The organism is Nodosilinea sp. AN01ver1, assembly GCF_050565655.1.
Taxonomy (GTDB): domain Bacteria; phylum Cyanobacteriota; class Cyanobacteriia; order Phormidesmidales; family Phormidesmidaceae; genus Nodosilinea.
This window is the reverse complement of the sequence record NZ_JBNXVS010000036.1, coordinates 36112-52360: the sequence shown is the minus strand read 5'-3', so window position 1 is coordinate 52360 and position 16249 is coordinate 36112. Positions and strand designations below refer to the sequence as shown.

15 protein-coding genes are annotated in these 16249 nt (G+C 58.6%); 10 read left to right on the top strand and 5 right to left on the bottom strand.

The window, feature by feature from the left end; translation table 11 throughout:
- Positions 1 to 7: 7 nt before the first annotated feature.
- The 6 genes from ACQ4N7_RS22180 (at position 8) to glsA (ending at position 9520) form a co-directional block, all read left to right on the top strand.
- Positions 8 to 3013 carry an AAA family ATPase gene (locus ACQ4N7_RS22180; RefSeq protein WP_430713665.1) on the top strand — a complete coding sequence of 1002 codons (3006 nt, stop codon included), beginning with the start codon at positions 8 to 10 and terminating at the stop codon, positions 3011 to 3013.
- A gap of 533 nt (positions 3014 to 3546) precedes the next feature.
- A complete protein-coding gene (locus tag ACQ4N7_RS22175) occupies positions 3547 to 4503 on the top strand; it encodes an RNA polymerase sigma factor, RpoD/SigA family (protein WP_430713664.1) in 957 nt (318 codons plus the stop codon).
- Between the two features lie 213 nt (positions 4504 to 4716).
- The gene (gene ureC / locus ACQ4N7_RS22170; protein WP_430713663.1) at positions 4717 to 6426 is read left to right on the top strand and encodes an urease subunit alpha; all 1710 of its coding nucleotides are present in this window, start codon (positions 4717 to 4719) and stop codon (positions 6424 to 6426) included.
- Positions 6427 to 6971: 545 nt separating this feature from the next.
- Entirely contained in the window at positions 6972 to 7292 is a 321-nt protein-coding gene (gene trxA, locus ACQ4N7_RS22165; protein ID WP_035985715.1) for a thioredoxin, read from the top strand.
- A gap of 198 nt (positions 7293 to 7490) precedes the next feature.
- The gene (locus ACQ4N7_RS22160) at positions 7491 to 8555 is read left to right on the top strand and encodes an LOG family protein (RefSeq protein ID WP_430713662.1); all 1065 of its coding nucleotides are present in this window, start codon (positions 7491 to 7493) and stop codon (positions 8553 to 8555) included.
- Between the two features lie 8 nt (positions 8556 to 8563).
- Positions 8564 to 9520: a glutaminase A gene (glsA, locus tag ACQ4N7_RS22155; RefSeq protein WP_430713661.1), complete on the top strand. Its 957-nt coding sequence runs from the start codon at positions 8564 to 8566 to the stop codon at positions 9518 to 9520.
- Positions 9521 to 10003: 483 nt separating this feature from the next.
- Here the strand turns inward: glsA and ACQ4N7_RS22150 are convergent, their stop codons facing one another.
- From ACQ4N7_RS22150 to ACQ4N7_RS22140, 3 genes are all read right to left on the bottom strand, one after another.
- Positions 10004 to 10687, bottom strand: coding sequence for a ferritin-like domain-containing protein (locus ACQ4N7_RS22150; protein WP_430713660.1), 684 nt, complete (start codon positions 10685 to 10687; stop codon positions 10004 to 10006).
- Between the two features lie 331 nt (positions 10688 to 11018).
- On the bottom strand, positions 11019 to 11537 hold the full coding sequence (locus ACQ4N7_RS22145; protein ID WP_430713659.1) for a hypothetical protein: 519 nt from the start codon (positions 11535 to 11537) through the stop codon (positions 11019 to 11021).
- Between the two features lie 99 nt (positions 11538 to 11636).
- Positions 11637 to 12578 carry a glycosyltransferase family 9 protein gene (locus ACQ4N7_RS22140; RefSeq protein ID WP_430713658.1) on the bottom strand — a complete coding sequence of 314 codons (942 nt, stop codon included), beginning with the start codon at positions 12576 to 12578 and terminating at the stop codon, positions 11637 to 11639.
- A 137-nt stretch (positions 12579 to 12715) separates the two neighbouring features.
- Between ACQ4N7_RS22140 and ispD the strand changes: the two genes are divergently transcribed.
- Positions 12716 to 13408, top strand: a complete 693-nt coding sequence (gene ispD / locus ACQ4N7_RS22135) for a 2-C-methyl-D-erythritol 4-phosphate cytidylyltransferase (protein WP_430713657.1) — start codon at positions 12716 to 12718, stop codon at positions 13406 to 13408.
- A gap of 48 nt (positions 13409 to 13456) precedes the next feature.
- Here ispD and psb30 read toward each other — a convergent pair whose 3' ends face one another.
- Positions 13457 to 13588, bottom strand: coding sequence for a photosystem II reaction center protein Ycf12/Psb30 (gene psb30, locus ACQ4N7_RS22130; RefSeq protein ID WP_106903744.1), 132 nt, complete (start codon positions 13586 to 13588; stop codon positions 13457 to 13459).
- 160 nt (positions 13589 to 13748) lie between these two features.
- Between psb30 and ACQ4N7_RS22125 the strand changes: the two genes are divergently transcribed.
- The 3 genes from ACQ4N7_RS22125 (at position 13749) to ACQ4N7_RS22115 (ending at position 15061) form a co-directional block, all read left to right on the top strand.
- Positions 13749 to 14105 carry a YkgJ family cysteine cluster protein gene (locus tag ACQ4N7_RS22125; RefSeq protein WP_430713656.1) on the top strand — a complete coding sequence of 119 codons (357 nt, stop codon included), beginning with the start codon at positions 13749 to 13751 and terminating at the stop codon, positions 14103 to 14105.
- Positions 14106 to 14391: 286 nt separating this feature from the next.
- Positions 14392 to 14721 carry a TMEM165/GDT1 family protein gene (locus tag ACQ4N7_RS22120; RefSeq protein ID WP_430713655.1) on the top strand — a complete coding sequence of 110 codons (330 nt, stop codon included), beginning with the start codon at positions 14392 to 14394 and terminating at the stop codon, positions 14719 to 14721.
- A 58-nt stretch (positions 14722 to 14779) separates the two neighbouring features.
- A complete protein-coding gene (locus tag ACQ4N7_RS22115; RefSeq protein ID WP_430713654.1) occupies positions 14780 to 15061 on the top strand; it encodes a TMEM165/GDT1 family protein in 282 nt (93 codons plus the stop codon).
- Positions 15062 to 15202: 141 nt separating this feature from the next.
- On the opposite strand, the gene ACQ4N7_RS22110 is transcribed toward ACQ4N7_RS22115, so the two are convergent.
- Entirely contained in the window at positions 15203 to 16126 is a 924-nt protein-coding gene (locus ACQ4N7_RS22110; RefSeq protein ID WP_430713682.1) for an L-lactate dehydrogenase, read from the bottom strand.
- Between the last annotated feature and the right edge of the window lie 123 nt (positions 16127 to 16249).

Below are 16249 nucleotides of genomic sequence, written 5' to 3'. Positions count from 1 at the left end.
CGTACCCATGATTCCTAAGCACATTGCTCTCAAGAATTTTCTCAGCTACCGCAATGCCAGCCTCGACTTTAGCGGGCTGCACGTGGTCTGCGTGGCCGGGCCCAACGGGGCTGGCAAATCGTCGCTGCTGGAGGCGATCGCCTGGGCGCTGTGGGGCCAAAGCCGGGTCGCCACCGATGACGACATCATTCACCAGGGCGCGATGGAGGCCAGCGTTAGCTTTCAGTTTCAGCAGGGCGAGCACACCTACCGGGTGATTCGCAGCCGCCACCGCAGCCAGGGCACCAGCCTGGAGTTTCAGGTCTACACTGAAGCGGGCTGGCGGGTGCTGACCCAGCGGGGGGTGCGGGCAACCCAAGCACTGATCTGCCGCCACCTTCGGCTTGACTACGACACATTTATCAACTCGGCCTACCTGCGCCAGGGCGGTGCCGACGACTTTATGCTGAAGCGGCCCGGCGATCGCAAGCAAATTCTAGCGGATCTGCTCAAGCTCAATCACTACGACCAGCTAGCCGAACGGGCCAAAGATCAGGCCCGCCAGGCGAAGGTTGAGGTCACCCTGCGCCAAACCCAGCTCGATGAGCTAACCGCCACGCTAACCGACTACGAGCCGACGCTGCTGCGTCAGGCCCAGCTGCGGCAGACCCTGCACGAGCTAGATCAGCAGCAGTCGAGCGATCGCCAGCGGCTGATTCAGCTGCGCGCCCGGTCGCAAAGCCACCGTAGCGTTGAGCAGCAGATTCAGATGCAGCGCCAGCAGCAGCGTCACCTCAACACCCTGTTGCACCAAACCGAGGCTACCCTGGCCACCCGCACTGCCGAACAGCGTCAGCGAGAGGCCCTACTGGCTCAGGCTGCCGCGATCGAAGCGGGCATCACTGAGCTAGCGGCCCTGGAGGCCGAAGATGCCCAGCTCAACCAGCAGTTTCAGCAGTATCAGGTCCTCCAGGCCCAGCGGCAGACCCTGGAGGCCGCCTGGCAGGCTCACTCCCAAGACCTTCGCACTCGTCTGAGTCAGACCCAGATGCAGCTGGCCGCCGTGCGGGCTCAACTCGCCGATCTCAACGACCTTCTGAGCCAGAGCGATGCGATCGCCGCCAGTCGTGAGCAGTTTTTAGCCGCTAAGGCGCAGCTCAAGCATCTCGATGCCCTTCAGCTTCAGGCCGAGCCGCTACAGCAGCGGCGACGACAGCTGGAGGCCGAGCTACAACAGGCTCAGACCCGCTTACAGACCCGTCTCGAAGAACTGGCCGCCAGCGCTCAGCAGCTGCAGCAGCACCAGGGCGATCGCCCCCAGCTGGTCGCCACGGCCCAGGAGGTTTCTGACACCCTCGGCTACCTGGAGCAGCGCCGGGCCTACCAGGAGCAGGTGCGCGAAAAGGGGCTGGAGCGGCGCAGCTTTATGGAAGTGTTGCAGGCCAACCAGCGCCGCTGCGAGACCCAGATTGCCCAGATTGGCCAAAAGCTGGGGCTGCTGGGGCTGCCCGAAGCGGCCTGCCCCCTCTGCGATCGCCCCCTGACCGCCCACCACCGCACCATAGTAGAAGGCCGCCACCGCCAGCAGCAGCAGGAGCTGCAGGAAGAAATTTGGGTGATTCGAGAACAGCTGGCCGTCTCAGAGCGAGAAATTCAGGTGCTCAGGCAGGAGTATCGCGCCGTCGAGGCCGAGCTGGAGGCCTACGCCCCGGTGCTGCAAAAGCAGGGACAGCTAAGCGCTCAAATGGCCTCCCAGGCGACGGTGCAAGAGCAGTTGCAGGCCCTGGAGGCCGAACAGCTGCGGCTGGGGCAGTGCCTGAGCGCCAACCAGTACGCCCTCGATCGCCGCGCTGAGCTGCACCATATTGACCAAACTCTGGCCCAGCTGGCCTACGACGATCGCGACCACGCCCTGGTGCGGGGCCAGGTCGATCGCCTGCGCTGGGCCGAAATCAAACACCGAGACCTGGTGCAGGGGCAGCGGCGGCGACAGCAGCTTACCCAGCGGCAGCAGCACCTGGAGGCCGAGCTCGCTCAGCACGAAGCCGACCTGGCCCAGCTCCAGCAGAGCGAGCCGGGGCCGGCGCTGGCGGCGGCCCAGACCGCCCTCGATCAGCTCAACTACCGCATCGATCGCCATCAGCAGGTGCGCCAGGCCCTATCGGCAGCCCAGGTCTGGCGACAGCGCCACCGCGACCTCGAGCAGGCCCACCAGCAGCACGCGGCCCAGACGGCTGAGCTGGCCAGCCTACAGACCCAGTACCAGCAGCAGCAGCAGGAGTTGGCCCAGCTTAGCGCCGCCCTTACAGCCCTGGAGTCCGAGGGTCAGGCCCTGGCCTACGACCCCAGCGCCCTGGAGAATCTGGAAGGCGCGATCGCCAGTCGTCAGCACCAGCGCGATGCCCTGCTGGCCCAGCTCGGTGCCCTAGACCAGGCCCGCCAGCACCTGGAAGACCTGCAGCAGGGGCTGGCTCAAAAACAGCAGGATCTGGCTGCCGTGCGCCAGCGGCAGCGAGTCTACCAGGAGCTGGCCCATGCCTTTGGCCGCAACGGCATTCAGGCCCTGATGATCGAAAACCTGCTGCCCCAGCTGGAGGCCGAAACGAACCACCTGCTGGGTCGCCTCAGCGCCCATCAGCTGCACGTGCAGTTTGTCACCCAGCGGGCGACCAAACGCGGTCAGGGGGTGATCGACACCTTAGATATTTTGATTGCCGATGCCCACGGCACCCGCCCCTACGAAACCTACTCGGGCGGCGAGGCGTTTCGAGTCAACTTTGCTCTGCGGCTGGCCCTGGCGCGGCTGCTGGCCCAGCGATCGGGCCTGGCGTTACAACTGCTGATTATTGACGAAGGCTTTGGCACCCAAGACCAGCAGGGCTGCGATCGCCTGATTGCCGCCATCAACGCGATCGCCGCCGACTTCGCCTGCATTCTCACCGTCACTCATATTCCCCACTTTCGGGCAGCCTTTCAGACCCGCATCGATGTCGCTAAAACCGCCCAGGGCTCTCAGCTGTCTCTCTCCGCCTGAGGAGCATTTCAGCAATGCTTAAGGAAATGAGTCGATACTCAGACTTTTATTAACATTCCTCCTAAATTCTAAGAATCCTATTCTCAATAATCCTGAAAATATGTCTTCTGGAATGCAACACACCCACTTCAAGGGCTTTAGTCTAGGGAGTATAGCCCCAGCTGCCGAGGTCGGCCTGAGTATTAATAACCATTCACGCTCTCTTTAATAAATGTTACACTTGTTTACATAAGCAATTAACAAGCCTTTACCCATGAGTACTGTTGAGATTCTTTTAGAAGCTGGTGCCGCTTTAGCTGTAGCCGGTGCGATTCTTAAGCGTCGTGCTGAGCAAGCGGCTCTCGAAGCCGAGCCAATCCCGGTCCCGGTTCGGTCTCGTCCTTAGGCCTAGGGCAAGAGTTGCGGATTGTAAACCTGCCGCTGGGGTTTCTCGAAGCGATTACCCTTTGACCGGTAATTTTCTCATCTGCCCGTAGCCTGCCCACCTGTTCGATTGTTCCTGCGACGCTGTTCCCTAAGGTTGTCGATTTATTATGAGAGCTGTGCAAAATTCCACCGATCTGGTGCGCACCTACCTGAAGGAGATTGGTAAGGTGCCTCTGCTCACCCACGAAGAAGAGATTGTGTTGGGCAAGCAGGTGCAAAAACTGACAGCCTTGGAAGCAAAGCGGCAGGCCACCGAAGAGACCGTCGGGCATGGCCTAACTCTAGAGCAGTGGGCCGAGGCTGTTGAGCTACCCGTAGCTGAGCTATCTACGATTGTCCGTCAGGGCAACCTGGCTAAGCGCAAGATGGTGGAGGCCAACCTGCGCCTGGTAGTATCGGTGGCCAAGAAGTACATCAAGCGCAACGTCGATCTGCTCGACCTGATTCAGGAAGGCACTATTGGTATGCAGCGCGGGGTTGAAAAGTTTGACCCCACCAAGGGCTATCGCTTCTCCACCTACGCCTACTGGTGGATTCGTCAGGCCATTACCCGCGCGATCGCCGAGAAAAGCCGCACCATTCGCCTACCCATCCACATTACCGAAAAGCTCAACAAACTGAAGAAAGCCCAGCGCACCCTCTCGCAGCGGCACGGGCGAGCAGCCACGGTAGCCGAGCTAGCCATTGAATGCGATCTCACCACCAAGCAGGTGCGCGACTACCTCGAAAAATCGCGCCAGCCCCTTTCCCTTGATCTGAAGGTGGGCGATAACCAGGATACAGAGCTGGGTGAACTGCTCGAAGATGACGGCCCTTCACCAGAAGACTTCGCCACTCAGGTGTCGCTGCGCCAAGATCTAGAGCGCCTCATGGGCGACTTGACCCCCCAGCAGCGCGAAGTGCTTTCCCTGCGCTTTGGACTGTCCGATGGCAAAACCATGACCCTGGCCAAAATTGGCGACCTGCTCTCAATCAGCCGTGAGCGAGTGCGCCAGATTGAGCGCGAGGCGTTGACCAAACTCCGCAAGCGCCAGTCCGACATTCGTGAATATCTGGCCAGCTAGAGCAGCCGCGCTGACTGCCGAACCACTGTGCGAATTGTACTGAGCCTATGGCCCGAGGGAAGCGTTCCCTCGGGCTATCCTTTTGGCGAACGCAGCATAACAGCATAAAATCCTTCGCTTCAGTACCGGCAACCGTATGCCAATTGACCAAACTGGGGAAATCCCGCATTCTAGAGTGGTTCTAGCTATATTTGCCCCAACTGAGGAGTTCCCATGAGCTACCGCATGGACCGGCGTGCCTACGCCGAGACCTTTGGCCCGACGGTGGGCGATCGCATTCGCTTGGCCGACACCGAGCTCATCATTGAAGTCGAGCAAGACTTCACCACCTACGGGGACGAGGTGAAATTTGGCGGCGGCAAGGTGATCCGCGACGGCATGGGGCAGTCGCCGATCGGGCGCGACGCCGGGGCCGTGGACACGGTGATCACCAACGCCCTGATCCTGGACTGGTGGGGCATTGTCAAGGCCGACATCGGTCTCAAGGACGGCAGAATCACCAAAATCGGCAAGGCGGGCAACCCCTACATTCAGGACAACATCGACATCATCATTGGCCCCGGCACCGAGGTGGTAGCTGGGGAGGGCATGATCGCTACGGCGGGAGGCATTGACACCCACATTCACTTTATTTGCCCCCAGCAGATCGAGACCGCCCTGGCCTCCGGCGTAACTACAATGATCGGCGGCGGCACTGGCCCTGCCACCGGCACCAACGCCACCACCTGCACCCCCGGTGCCTGGCACCTGGCCCGCATGCTGCAATCGGCGGATGCTTTTCCAATCAACCTGGGCTTTTTGGGCAAGGGCAACAGCGCCCGTCCCGAAGCCCTGGTGGAACAGATTAGAGCCGGGGCGATCGGCCTCAAGCTGCACGAAGACTGGGGCACGACCCCGGCCACCATCGACACCTGCCTGGGGGTCGCCGACGAGTATGACGTACAGGTCGCGATCCACACCGACACCCTGAACGAGGCGGGCTTTGTGGAAGACACGATCGCGGCCTTTAAAAATCGAGTCATTCACACCTATCACACCGAGGGGGCCGGTGGCGGCCACGCGCCCGACATTATTAAGGTCTGCGGCGAGGCCAATGTGCTGCCCTCCTCGACCAACCCCACCCGGCCCTACACCCGCAACACCCTCGACGAGCACCTCGACATGCTGATGGTGTGCCACCACCTCAGCCCCAGCATTCCCGAAGATATTGCCTTTGCCGAGTCGCGCATTCGCCGCGAAACCATCGCTGCCGAAGACATTCTTCACGACCTGGGGGCCTTCAGCATGATTGCCTCCGACTCCCAGGCCATGGGCCGGGTGGGCGAGGTAGTCATTCGCACCTGGCAGACCGCTCACAAGATGAAGGTGCAGCGGGGGCCGCTAGCGGAGGACAGCGATCGCAACGACAACCACCGGGCCAAGCGCTACGTGGCCAAGTACACCATCAACCCCGCCATCACCCACGGCATCGCTAACCACGTGGGCTCGATTGAGGTGGGCAAGCTGGCCGATCTTTGCCTGTGGAAACCTGCCTTTTTTGGGGTAAAACCCGAGCTGGTGATCAAGGGCGGCGCGATCGCCTGGGCCCAGATGGGCGACCCCAACGCCAGTATTCCCACCCCGCAGCCGGTGCACATGCGGCCCATGTTTGGCAGCTTTGGGGGCGCGATCGCCGCCACCTCCCTCAGCTTTGTCTCCCAGGCCGCGATCGATTTGGGCATTCCTGAGCAGATTGGATTGACGAAAGCCACCGCCGCCGTAGCCCATTGCCGCAGCCTCAGCAAAGCCGACATGAAGCTCAACGCCTACCAGCCCCACATGGAGGTCAACGTCGAAACCTACGAGGTGCGGGCCGATGGCCAGCTTCTCACCTGCGAACCGGCAGAGGTGTTACCCATGGCGCAGCGGTACTTTCTGTTCTAGCCGCATCCTACAGCGCCGGTACAGCACTCCGGATTCTGTGTCGCTGCCCTGGGGTCACTGCTCTAGCATCATGCGTACTCTGGCTCAGAAATCAGATTCTGGCCGTCCTGTACCGGTGCTCTGGCCCACGATATTTTCGAAACTGTTTACAATAAACTAAATGGCATTGACACACAGCGCTAAAACGCCACCTTCAGCGAGCGCAGGTTCCCGGTGGTGACAATAATTTGTTGTTACCACAAATTTGTTGCGAATGACATCAAGCGGTGGCAGATTTTCAAGTGTCCACAGTACAATATAGGAGCGCTCAAACATTTATGTTTGAGTTCACTCCTCACACCACACTCCGCCCAGACCAATGGTCTGGGCGGTTCCTTATTTAAGGGTCTAAAAAAATCTGACTTAACATTTCGAATAGCTGCCCTGGCGCTATTCCTAATGAGGTAAATAAGGTTTGCAAACCAGAGTTACCTAAGGACTGAGGTTAGCTGTGGGTTGGCTATGGTAAGATTGCGTGTGGTTAACAACGGCAAGGAACACTAGGCATGGCAGCCGCTCAGGTAACAGATTCTACTTTTAAGCAAGAAGTTCTCGAAAGCACCGTCCCCGTACTAGTCGACTTCTGGGCCCCTTGGTGCGGCCCCTGTCGTATGGTGGCCCCGGTTGTAGAAGAAATTGCTGAGCAATACGACGGCCAAATTAAGGTAGTTAAGGTCAACACCGACGAAAACCCTAGCGTGGCTAGCCAGTACGGTATCCGCAGCATTCCCACCCTAATGATTTTCAAAGAGGGGCAGCGGGTTGACATGGTTGTGGGCGCTGTACCCAAAACGACCCTGGCTAACACCCTTGAAAAGTATCTCTAACCCGCCTGGCTAGCCCGTTTAGACTAAAGAACCCTACGAATGTTTCGCCGGGGCTGAAGACGAGCTAAACTGGCTAACTCAAAATTGATCAACCCGAACCCTCTAGAGAAGCATTAGTCTCTCCCTAGAGGGTTCTTGCAAGGTAAGGGGCGAAATTGTCGCTAAAATAGAGTGCTGCCTCTATGGACACAACAGCGTATGGTTGCGCTCCCCTCAGATTTGCCTTCTAGCGTTCAGGCTGACCTAGCCACAGTGCTGGAGAAATTGCCCAACCTAGAGCACGGCAGGCTCATTCGTCAGGTGCTAGAAACCATCCTGCGAATGATGGGGCGAGAGGCAGACCGCCTAGACTGGAAGATCTTGAACTACGCCCTGCTCGATATGGAGCAGGGATTTCAGATTTTTTACCCCTACCGCCACATCCGCAAAATCACTATTTTTGGCTCGGCCCGTACCGGCGCGATTAGCCCCGACTACAAGCTGGCTGAGCAGTTTGCCAAACAAATTACCGAGCTAGGCTTTATGGTGATGACCGGAGCCGGGGGAGGCATTATGGAGGCGGGTAACGCTGGGGCAGGCTCTGAGCACTCGTTTGGGCTCAATATTCAGCTGCCCTTTGAGCAGGGGGCGAACCCGATTATGGCGGGCGACCCTAAGCTAATTAACTTCAAGTATTTCTTTACCCGCAAGCTCTTCTTTTTGCGTGAAAGCGATGCCCTGGTGCTGTTTCCGGGTGGTTTTGGCACTCAGGATGAGGCTTTTGAGTCGCTCACGCTGATTCAGACGGGTAAGGCTGACCCCATGCCCGTCGTGCTGGTCGACCACCCCGGTGGCGACTACTGGCAGGGCTGGGATAGCTACATTCGCACTCATCTGCTCAACCGTGGGTTAGTGAGCCCCGACGACCCCAGCCTCTACACTATTACTGACAACGTAGACGACGCCTGCCACGCCATTAGCAGCTTTTACCGGGTTTACCACTCCTGCCGCTATGCGGGCGATCGCCTAATTATTCGGCTTAAGTGCGACCTGAGTGATGGCGCTGTCGCCCTGCTCAACGATGAATTTGGCGACATCTTAGCCAAGGGCAGCATCGAGAAATCTGCAGCCCTTCCCGAAGAGCACAGTGACGAAACCGCCCCCCTACCCAGGCTGGTAATGCACTTTAACCATCGTGACTTTGGCCGACTGCACCAGTTTATCTGGCGGCTTAATGACCTGGGCGACCACCGCCCCGAGGCTCAGCACCCGGAGCAGAAGTAGTCACCCCCATGCCCCAGGTGCAAGCCTTTCTAGAGCAGCTCTACCACGAGTTCAAAGGACTCTCGACTGGTAAGCTAGCGTCCTACATTCCTGAACTGGCGCGGGCCAACCCCGACTGGTTCGGCATTAGCCTAGTTACCCTCGATGGCCGCAGCTTTGAGGTGGGAGATGTAAACCAAAAGTTCACCATTCAGTCGATTTCTAAGGTGTTTGTCTACGGCATGGCCCTAGAAGACTACGGCCGCGAAAAGCTGCTCAAGAAGGTGGGAGTAGAGCCGACGGGCGACCCGTTTAACTCACTCATTCGCCTCGATGAAGACTCCAAACGCCCCGATAACCCAATGGTGAACGCGGGGGCGATCGCCACCACCGGCCTGATTACCGGCAGCGACCCTGCCGAGCGGCTCAACCGCATGCTGGCTATGTTTGAGCGCTACGTGGGCAGCGAAGTGTTTGTCGATGTGTCTACCTTTATCTCCGAAAAGACAACGGGCCACCGCAACCGGGCGATGGCTCACCTGATGCTCAACTTCGGCATGATTGAGCAGCCGATTGAGGAAGCGCTCGACCTCTATTTTCAGCAGTGTTCTGTGCTAGTCACCGCCCACGATTTGGCCGTGATGGCGGCAACATTGGCTAACCAGGGCGTCAACCCTGTTACTGGGCAGCGGGCGGTCGGAGCCGAGCACGTGCGCGATATTCTCAGCGTGATGTACACCTGCGGCATGTACAATTTTGCCGGAGAGTGGGCCTTCCGAGTCGGCATTCCGGCCAAAAGCGGTGTGTCGGGAGGAATTATGGCGGTAGTGCCCAATCAGGCGGGCATCGCCGTGTTTTCGCCCCTGCTCGATGGTCGCGGCAACAGCGTGCGGGGAGTAAAAGTGTTTGAAGCGCTCTCTCAGCAGTACGGGTTTCACCTGTTTGACCTCTCGTTGGGACGCTGCCACTTTGCCGCTAGAGATTGAGAGCCAACCAGGGGTCACGAATCTAGAGCGACAGAGCTAACCTGATACCCCGCACCGATCCAAGCTCCAGCGTAAAGCGCACTATCTTGGTTGCCCCACCAGGTTTTCTTGACACGGGCTGAGGCAGACAGCGAGTAATTTATCAGTGCTTATACCAATCGTCCATGCCATTAATGCGGCACCCCCCACAATGAAAACAGATATAGCCGTTCCCGGAGCAGAGTCGAAGGGAGCGGCTATTTTCAGGGCAAATCCGAATCGCATAGCCCCGATTCCAAACAGGCGGATTGCCTAGGGGCAAACGGCGTTCACCTAGCCCAACCGGGGATAAGCCAAGGCGGATTCAGTATTAGATCTCGGCAAAGGTCAGTGTTACAGTTTCTTATCGGCAGCGCTTCAACTACTCAGAGAGACAATGGTACTTGCTTCCAGGCCTAATGCTTATGGCGAGAACTCAGTCAAAACCTGACGAAATGAGTGGAACTAGACTAAAGACAGCTCGGGCTTTTGGCCAGGCTGCACCAGGCTAGGGCGCTCTGCGGCTGGCTTGGTCATAAATTCCACCACTTTACCCAAATCTTTGAACATTTTGCTTTCAATATCCCGGCGGTAGGCGTCTACTACAGCAGTGGCACGAAAGTAGTGCAGCGCATCGGCGAGATACCGCACGTGGCGTTCCTCATCCTTGAGTACCGATTCGATCGCGGCCCGAGTCGTGCTTAGGTGGTCAGGCAGTGCCTTGAGAATGCAGCGAAACCCACGCACCCCCATTTCTTCGGCTAGCAGCACGCTGGCCAGCAGGTGGGGCAGGGGGGCCGCAGCCAGGTCATCGACCTGGTGATAACGCCGCATCGAGGCTTCGCCCACGCTGGAGAGCGACTGCTGAGCGGCTTCGCCGTCTAGATCGATAAAGTAGCCCTCCCGCTCAACAGCTTTGGTGAAAATTTGAGCATGGCGCACCTCATCGCTGATGTGGCGCTGCATTTGCTCATCAAGCCAGAGCGGAATCTCTGCCGCCTTGGCCGCGCGAATGTGGGCAACGGTGCGGCTGCCCTCGGCCTCTTGTAGTGCCAGTGAGGCAAACAGGTGGGGCCGCCGCTGGGGGTTAGCGGTGCTCTGGCTATAGTAAATAGCGCTAAAACCAATAAACAGAAGGTGCTGAAGCATGTCTGGGGGTAGTTGAGACTTGTGGATCCTGCCAGCTATTGTAGAACTTCTGGCTTGGCTACGCCTGAGCAACCCTGTAATACAGTCCAAATCGCATAGCCCCAGTTCTCAATCGGCGGCTGGCGTAGGGGCAGAGGCGCAGCCAAGCCAAAGGCTTTGAGGCATTCGCCCAGCCCAGCCGGGGCAGCCAGGGCGAATTCAGCATAAATCTTTAAGCCGCAGCACGTTGATTACTGCGGCTTAGCGATTATCTATGAGGTTGGACTGTAGCCAGCCCCGTTTTGGTATTGCTTCGCCAAGTTGGTCAAAGCTCCAGCTCAGTACTTGGCCCTTAGGCCAAGTCATCCTCCTCTTCTTCAAGGTCAGCGGTCACGGTTGCAACCGGCGACGGTGGCGGTTCTGTGACAGCGAGAGGCTCCGCTGGGGCGGGCGGACCACTTGGGGTCGGCGGGTCGGCGGGAGGCTTGGCCGGAGGCGGTGCAGCAGAGGTCAGGGGGTCTGGGGCTGGAATACCCAGCTGCTGGCGAGCCTGAGCCAGCAGGTAGGATGTACCCGACTGCACTGTATCCAGCAGAGCCTGGCCGGTGGAGGTGATTGGCTGGGCATCGGCATTGGGGTCCTTTTCGCTGAGGCCGATGTACCAGGCGCGGGTACTGCGGCCTAGGCCAACGGCGGTGCGGTAGAACCATTCGCCGCCCACAAAGGTGAGGCAGATGACCAGCCACAGCAAAATGCCAACTTCGCGCACAATATCCCAGGTGCGGGCGAGAGTTTTTTTATAAATGTCGCTGGTATCGGCAGAAAACAATAGCTGACTAACGACGTTAGCCTGTTCTTTAATCTTGTCCATAGGTGTCAATTCTCCAATGGCTGGGCGGGTGGCCTTGCACTTAGATACTAGCCAGGGTCTACACAACAGTCATGGGGCTATAGGTAGGAGAATACGGCGCTAGGCGTCTTCGCTCCAGATTTTTTTGAGCACCTGATCAGGGGCGATGTCGGCCAGGGTGCCTGTGGTAGAGGTGAGGGTAACCAGGCGATCGCCCTCTGGGCTGCTGGGCAGCACGGTATCGCTAGCTGAGAGCAGACCCACCGCATAGACATTGAGGGCGATCGCCAGCCCCAGCGGGTAGCCCGCCACCCCGACCAGCAGGTTAGCCGCAGCAACCATGGCCGCTGTCTGCCCCGGCGTTTCGGGGCGCAAAATCTTGAGATCTGGCACTGCGCTGGCCAGCTCAGCGGCCTGGGAGCCCGCCTCATTGGTCTGCAGCAAGGCCAGGGGTAAGCCCGGCTGGCGCTGCTGAAAATCGTTGAGAATGGCAATCCAGCTCGCGGTGGGGTAGGTGGTGCCGCTAGAGGTAGGGCCAGGGGAAATCAGGACATAGCCATTCTCAAGCCCGGCCCCCTGACGTATCGACTCAACGGCGGTCAGATCGCTACGGGGCACGTTCACCGAGAGAGCCGGAGGGGCACCCGTGATGTTGATCAGACTGAGCAGGTCGCTATGGGCAGCCGTTCCGGTGCGGCGCGGCACCGTGGTGGTGAGCAGCAGATCGTTAGCGGCACCGCTATAGCCCAGGCGAGTGGGCACGCCGCTGAGCCACAGCAGCAGGGCAATCGACCAGGATTGGGTGAGGGTGAAGGCGACATCGAACTCGCGATCGCGCACAATGCCGAGCAGGTTGGCCCAGTCAGCCGGGCTGTTGGGGGCCGCAAAGTTGTAGGGCACAACCTCGGCGACCCCCTTAGAAAGCTGATAAATTGCTGTGGCCCCTGGAGACGCCACCACAGAAACCTCGGCGTTTGCAAAGCTCTGCTTAATTTGACTGATCACCGGAAAGAAACCCAGCTGAGTTTCCGTTTCCCCTGGAACAAGAGCCAGTACCCGCATACATTACGTCCCATGCCTGTTCGCAAGCTATTGTAGTGGAACCTGGTCAAGGTTTAAGGGATATCTGGCCGACAAAATGCATTAAATTTCACCAAAGGGGATAATTTAACCCCAAATTCTCTTATGCCACTACCCCTATGACACCTGTTCACCTGCTCATTCCCGCCGCTGGTAGCGGTCGTCGTATGGGGGCCGATCGCAACAAGGTTTTGCTAGAGCTGCTGGGGCAGCCGATCATTGCCTGGACGCTGCAGGCCGCCGACCAGGCCGAAGCCGTAGTCTGGATTGGGCTAATTTGTCAGGCCAGCGATCGCCCCTTCCTCGCCGCCATCGCTGAAGCGCTGCACCTGAGCAAACCCATCCACCTAGTGACCGGCGGCGACACCCGGCAGCAGTCGGTCTACAACGGCCTGCAAAGCCTGCCCACCGAGGCCACTCGGGTGCTGATCCACGACGGAGCCCGCTGCCTGGCTACTCCAGACCTGTTCAACCGCTGTGCTGCAGCCCTAGACACCTGCCCCGGCCTGGTAGCGGCGGTGCCGGTCAAAGACACCATCAAAGTGGTCGATGCCGACCAGCGCATTGAGGCCACCCCCGATCGCCAGCGCCTGTGGGCCGCCCAAACGCCCCAGGGCTTCGATGTCGCCCTACTCAAACAGTGCCACCGCCAGGGCCTAGAGCTGGGCTGGAGCGTCACCGACGATGCCGCTCTGTTTGAAAAAAGCGATCTGCCGGTGCAGGTAGTGCCGGGCGAAGAAACCAACCTGAAGGTCACAACGCCTGTCGATCTCGCGATCGCAGAATTCATACTAAAACAGCGTTTGGGCTAGCCCAGACGCTGCTTACAGATAAGCTTTGAGGCCTGAACCCCGAAGGCTTTAGAGGTCACCGCCGCGGAGATACAGCAGAAACACAATCACTGGGCCAGCAATAACGATCATACCGAGCATCGTTAACTGGGCAATTAGCTCAAAATTAATATTGCTTAAAACATTGCTCAGAAAGCTCATGGATCCTCCCAACACAAGGCGATTAGACTAAAGTAAGACTTGCTTTCGGTGCTTATTTTACCTGCTAATGCGGCACCCGTTTTAGATAACTTAACAAAATTCTAAGGCAGCTTCCGCTGTCGTCGAAATGCTGGGCTAGGTATGGCCCAAGGAGAAATCGATGGCCACCTGGCAATGTGTGAAATCTTGCGGAGCATGCTGCTTTTTGGCTCCCGACGAGCGCCCTGATCTGGAGTCGTACCTCGACCCCGACCAGCTGGCCCTATACCTCAGTCTGGTGGGTGAAGACGGCTGGTGCATTCACTACGACAAGGGCGATCGCACCTGCACTATCTACCCCGACCGCCCCGACTTTTGCCGGGTCACGTTCAGCACCTTCGAAACCATGTTTGGCATCGCCAGCGATGAGCTAGACGACTTCGCCATCGACTGCTGCCAGGAGCACATTGCCGATATCTACGGTGACGAGAGCCCTGAGATGGAGCGGTTTGACCGAGCGGTGGGGGTGGGGGAGTAGGTGGGTGGGAGCGTGGGAGCGTAGGAGCGTGGATGGGTGATGGTCCCTGAGCGGAGTCGTTCGCGCTAGCGTCTCCCGTAGGGAGAAAGGGGGTGGGTGAGTGTGTGATGCGTGGTGTGTAAGGGTTGCGGTTTTGCGGTTGCTTGCAGATAATGAAAGCATTATGAAATATTCGGCGGCACTCAACGGGTCTGCCCCTGTGGCTTACCTGGCTTGCTCGAACCCGGCTAAATTGACTGTCTAAACTGCTCTGCCGCTTATTTTTATTGTGTCTATCTCTAGCCCTGTGTCCCAGCCTACCACCGAGGCTAAGCCCGCTGAGACCCTTAGTCGAGCGGCTTTTTGGCGAATTTTTGGTTCTACGTTTATCACCATTTTTTTGGCTGAGCTGGGCGACAAAACCCAGGTCACCACGCTGCTCATGAGTGCCCAATCCCAGGCACCCCTGGTGGTTTTTTTAGGGGCTGGTGCCGCCCTGGTGACCACCAGCTTAATCGGTGTGCTGCTGGGGCAGTGGTTGGCCCGCCGCGTGCCCCCCGCCACCCTCGACACCGCCGCCGGAGCCATGCTGCTGGGCATCACCGTCTGGCTCCTCTGGGACATCGCCCACCTCTAGCCCCTCGCCTCACCCGCTCACTTACCTACCTGCCGACCCACCCACTCCCCGATTCCCCATGGACTGGAACCTCCTCGCCCTCAGCTTTACCGCCGTCTTCATTTCAGAATTGGGGGATAAAAGTCAGCTGGCTGCGATCGCCCTCGGCGGCAGCTCTAACTCTCCCCGCGCGGTATTTTTGGGTACTGCGGCTGCCCTGCTGCTGGCCAGCCTGCTGGGGGTCATCATTGGCGAAGGCACCGCCCAGATTTTGCCCGAGCGGTTGGTCAAGGCCGTAGCGGCGATCGGGTTTGCCCTGCTGGCCGTCAGGCTGCTGTGGCCAGAGGAGAGCGCCGACTAGACGGCTGATACCAAATCCTATCTGCCTGCACCCGATTTGCAGGGGTATTGCAGTGCAATGCTCCCTACGAGATCCCTGTTTTGAATCGGGGTTTTCCAATCCGGTTCTCGTATAAGTACCCGGATGTCTGGATCAACCCGTTTAAAACTTAATCTGATCGATCACATCGCGCAGCGTCTGTGCCGAGTGCTGCAACAGCGCCTGCTCCTGCTGACTGAGCGCCAGGTTGAGGCGACGGGTAATGCCCAAGCGCCCGACCACTGCAGGCACGCTGAGGCACACATCGCCAACGCCAAAAATTTCGTCCATAACGCAGCTCACCGTCAGCACCCGGTTCTGGTCGCGCACAATCGACTGCACAATTTGGGTCACCGCCAAACCCACGGCGTAGTTGGTATACCCTTTGCGCTGAATAATTTCGTAAGCCGCGTTTGTCGTTTGCTGAAAAATCTCATCCATGACCGCGCGATCGGCGGCGGGCATACCATCGTAGTAGAGCGGAGTACCGCAGACGTTAGCATGGCTCCAAAAGGGCACCTCGCTGTCGCCGTGCTCGCCAATAATATAGGCGTGCAAACTGCGTGGATCGATCCCCAACCGACGGGATAGCAAGTAGCGAAACCGCCCGGTATCCAGCACGGTACCTGAACCAAAAACCCGCGCCTTGGGCAATCCCGACAGTTTCCAGGCCGCGTAGGTGAGCACGTCGACGGGGTTAGACACCAGCAGCAAAATGGCCTCTGGGCAGTGGGCCACAATATCGGGGATCAGGTTTTTGAGAATCTCGACGTTCTTTTGCACCAGATCTAGCCGAGTTTCTCCCTCTTTTTGGGCCGCTCCAGCGGTGATGATGACCACGTCGGCCCCGGCTCCATCGGCCATTGTGCCCGCCGTAATGGCCGTCGGTTCTACAAACGACATGCCCTGCTCTAGATCCATCACCTCGCCAATCAGTTTCTCCTGATTGATGTCTACCAGCACCAGCTCATCCAGCACGTTCTGAATCATCATGGCGTAGGCGCAGGCCAGGCCCACCTGGCCCGCCCCCACAATCACCCCCTTCAGGGGTCGCAGCGGGTCGAGGCGCAAATTGGGCAGCGGATTGGTGGTAAAAAGGCTATCAAACATCGGACATCCTGGTTTACGGGGCCAATGCCTTTAATAAACCACGGCGCTAGCCGATTGTCC

Excerpts from the sequence above, each read along its gene's own strand:
- ACQ4N7_RS22160 (WP_430713662.1), top strand. The coding sequence starts at position 7,491 with ATGGTTGCGCTCCCCTCAGATTTGCCTTCTAGCGTTCAGGCTGACCTA.
- ureC (WP_430713663.1), top strand. The coding sequence starts at position 4,717 with ATGAGCTACCGCATGGACCGGCGTGCCTACGCCGAGACCTTTGGCCCG.
- ACQ4N7_RS22175 (WP_430713664.1), top strand. The coding sequence starts at position 3,547 with ATGAGAGCTGTGCAAAATTCCACCGATCTGGTGCGCACCTACCTGAAG.
- glsA (WP_430713661.1), top strand. The coding sequence starts at position 8,564 with ATGCCCCAGGTGCAAGCCTTTCTAGAGCAGCTCTACCACGAGTTCAAA.
- ACQ4N7_RS22180 (WP_430713665.1), top strand. The coding sequence starts at position 8 with ATGATTCCTAAGCACATTGCTCTCAAGAATTTTCTCAGCTACCGCAAT.
- ACQ4N7_RS22115 (WP_430713654.1), top strand. The coding sequence starts at position 14,780 with ATGGACTGGAACCTCCTCGCCCTCAGCTTTACCGCCGTCTTCATTTCA.
- ACQ4N7_RS22140 (WP_430713658.1), bottom strand. The coding sequence starts at position 12,578 with ATGCGGGTACTGGCTCTTGTTCCAGGGGAAACGGAAACTCAGCTGGGT.
- ACQ4N7_RS22125 (WP_430713656.1), top strand. The coding sequence starts at position 13,749 with ATGGCCACCTGGCAATGTGTGAAATCTTGCGGAGCATGCTGCTTTTTG.
- ACQ4N7_RS22150 (WP_430713660.1), bottom strand. The coding sequence starts at position 10,687 with ATGCTTCAGCACCTTCTGTTTATTGGTTTTAGCGCTATTTACTATAGC.
- ACQ4N7_RS22145 (WP_430713659.1), bottom strand. The coding sequence starts at position 11,537 with ATGGACAAGATTAAAGAACAGGCTAACGTCGTTAGTCAGCTATTGTTT.
- trxA (WP_035985715.1), top strand. The coding sequence starts at position 6,972 with ATGGCAGCCGCTCAGGTAACAGATTCTACTTTTAAGCAAGAAGTTCTC.
- ispD (WP_430713657.1), top strand. The coding sequence starts at position 12,716 with ATGACACCTGTTCACCTGCTCATTCCCGCCGCTGGTAGCGGTCGTCGT.
- psb30 (WP_106903744.1), bottom strand. The coding sequence starts at position 13,588 with ATGAGCTTTCTGAGCAATGTTTTAAGCAATATTAATTTTGAGCTAATT.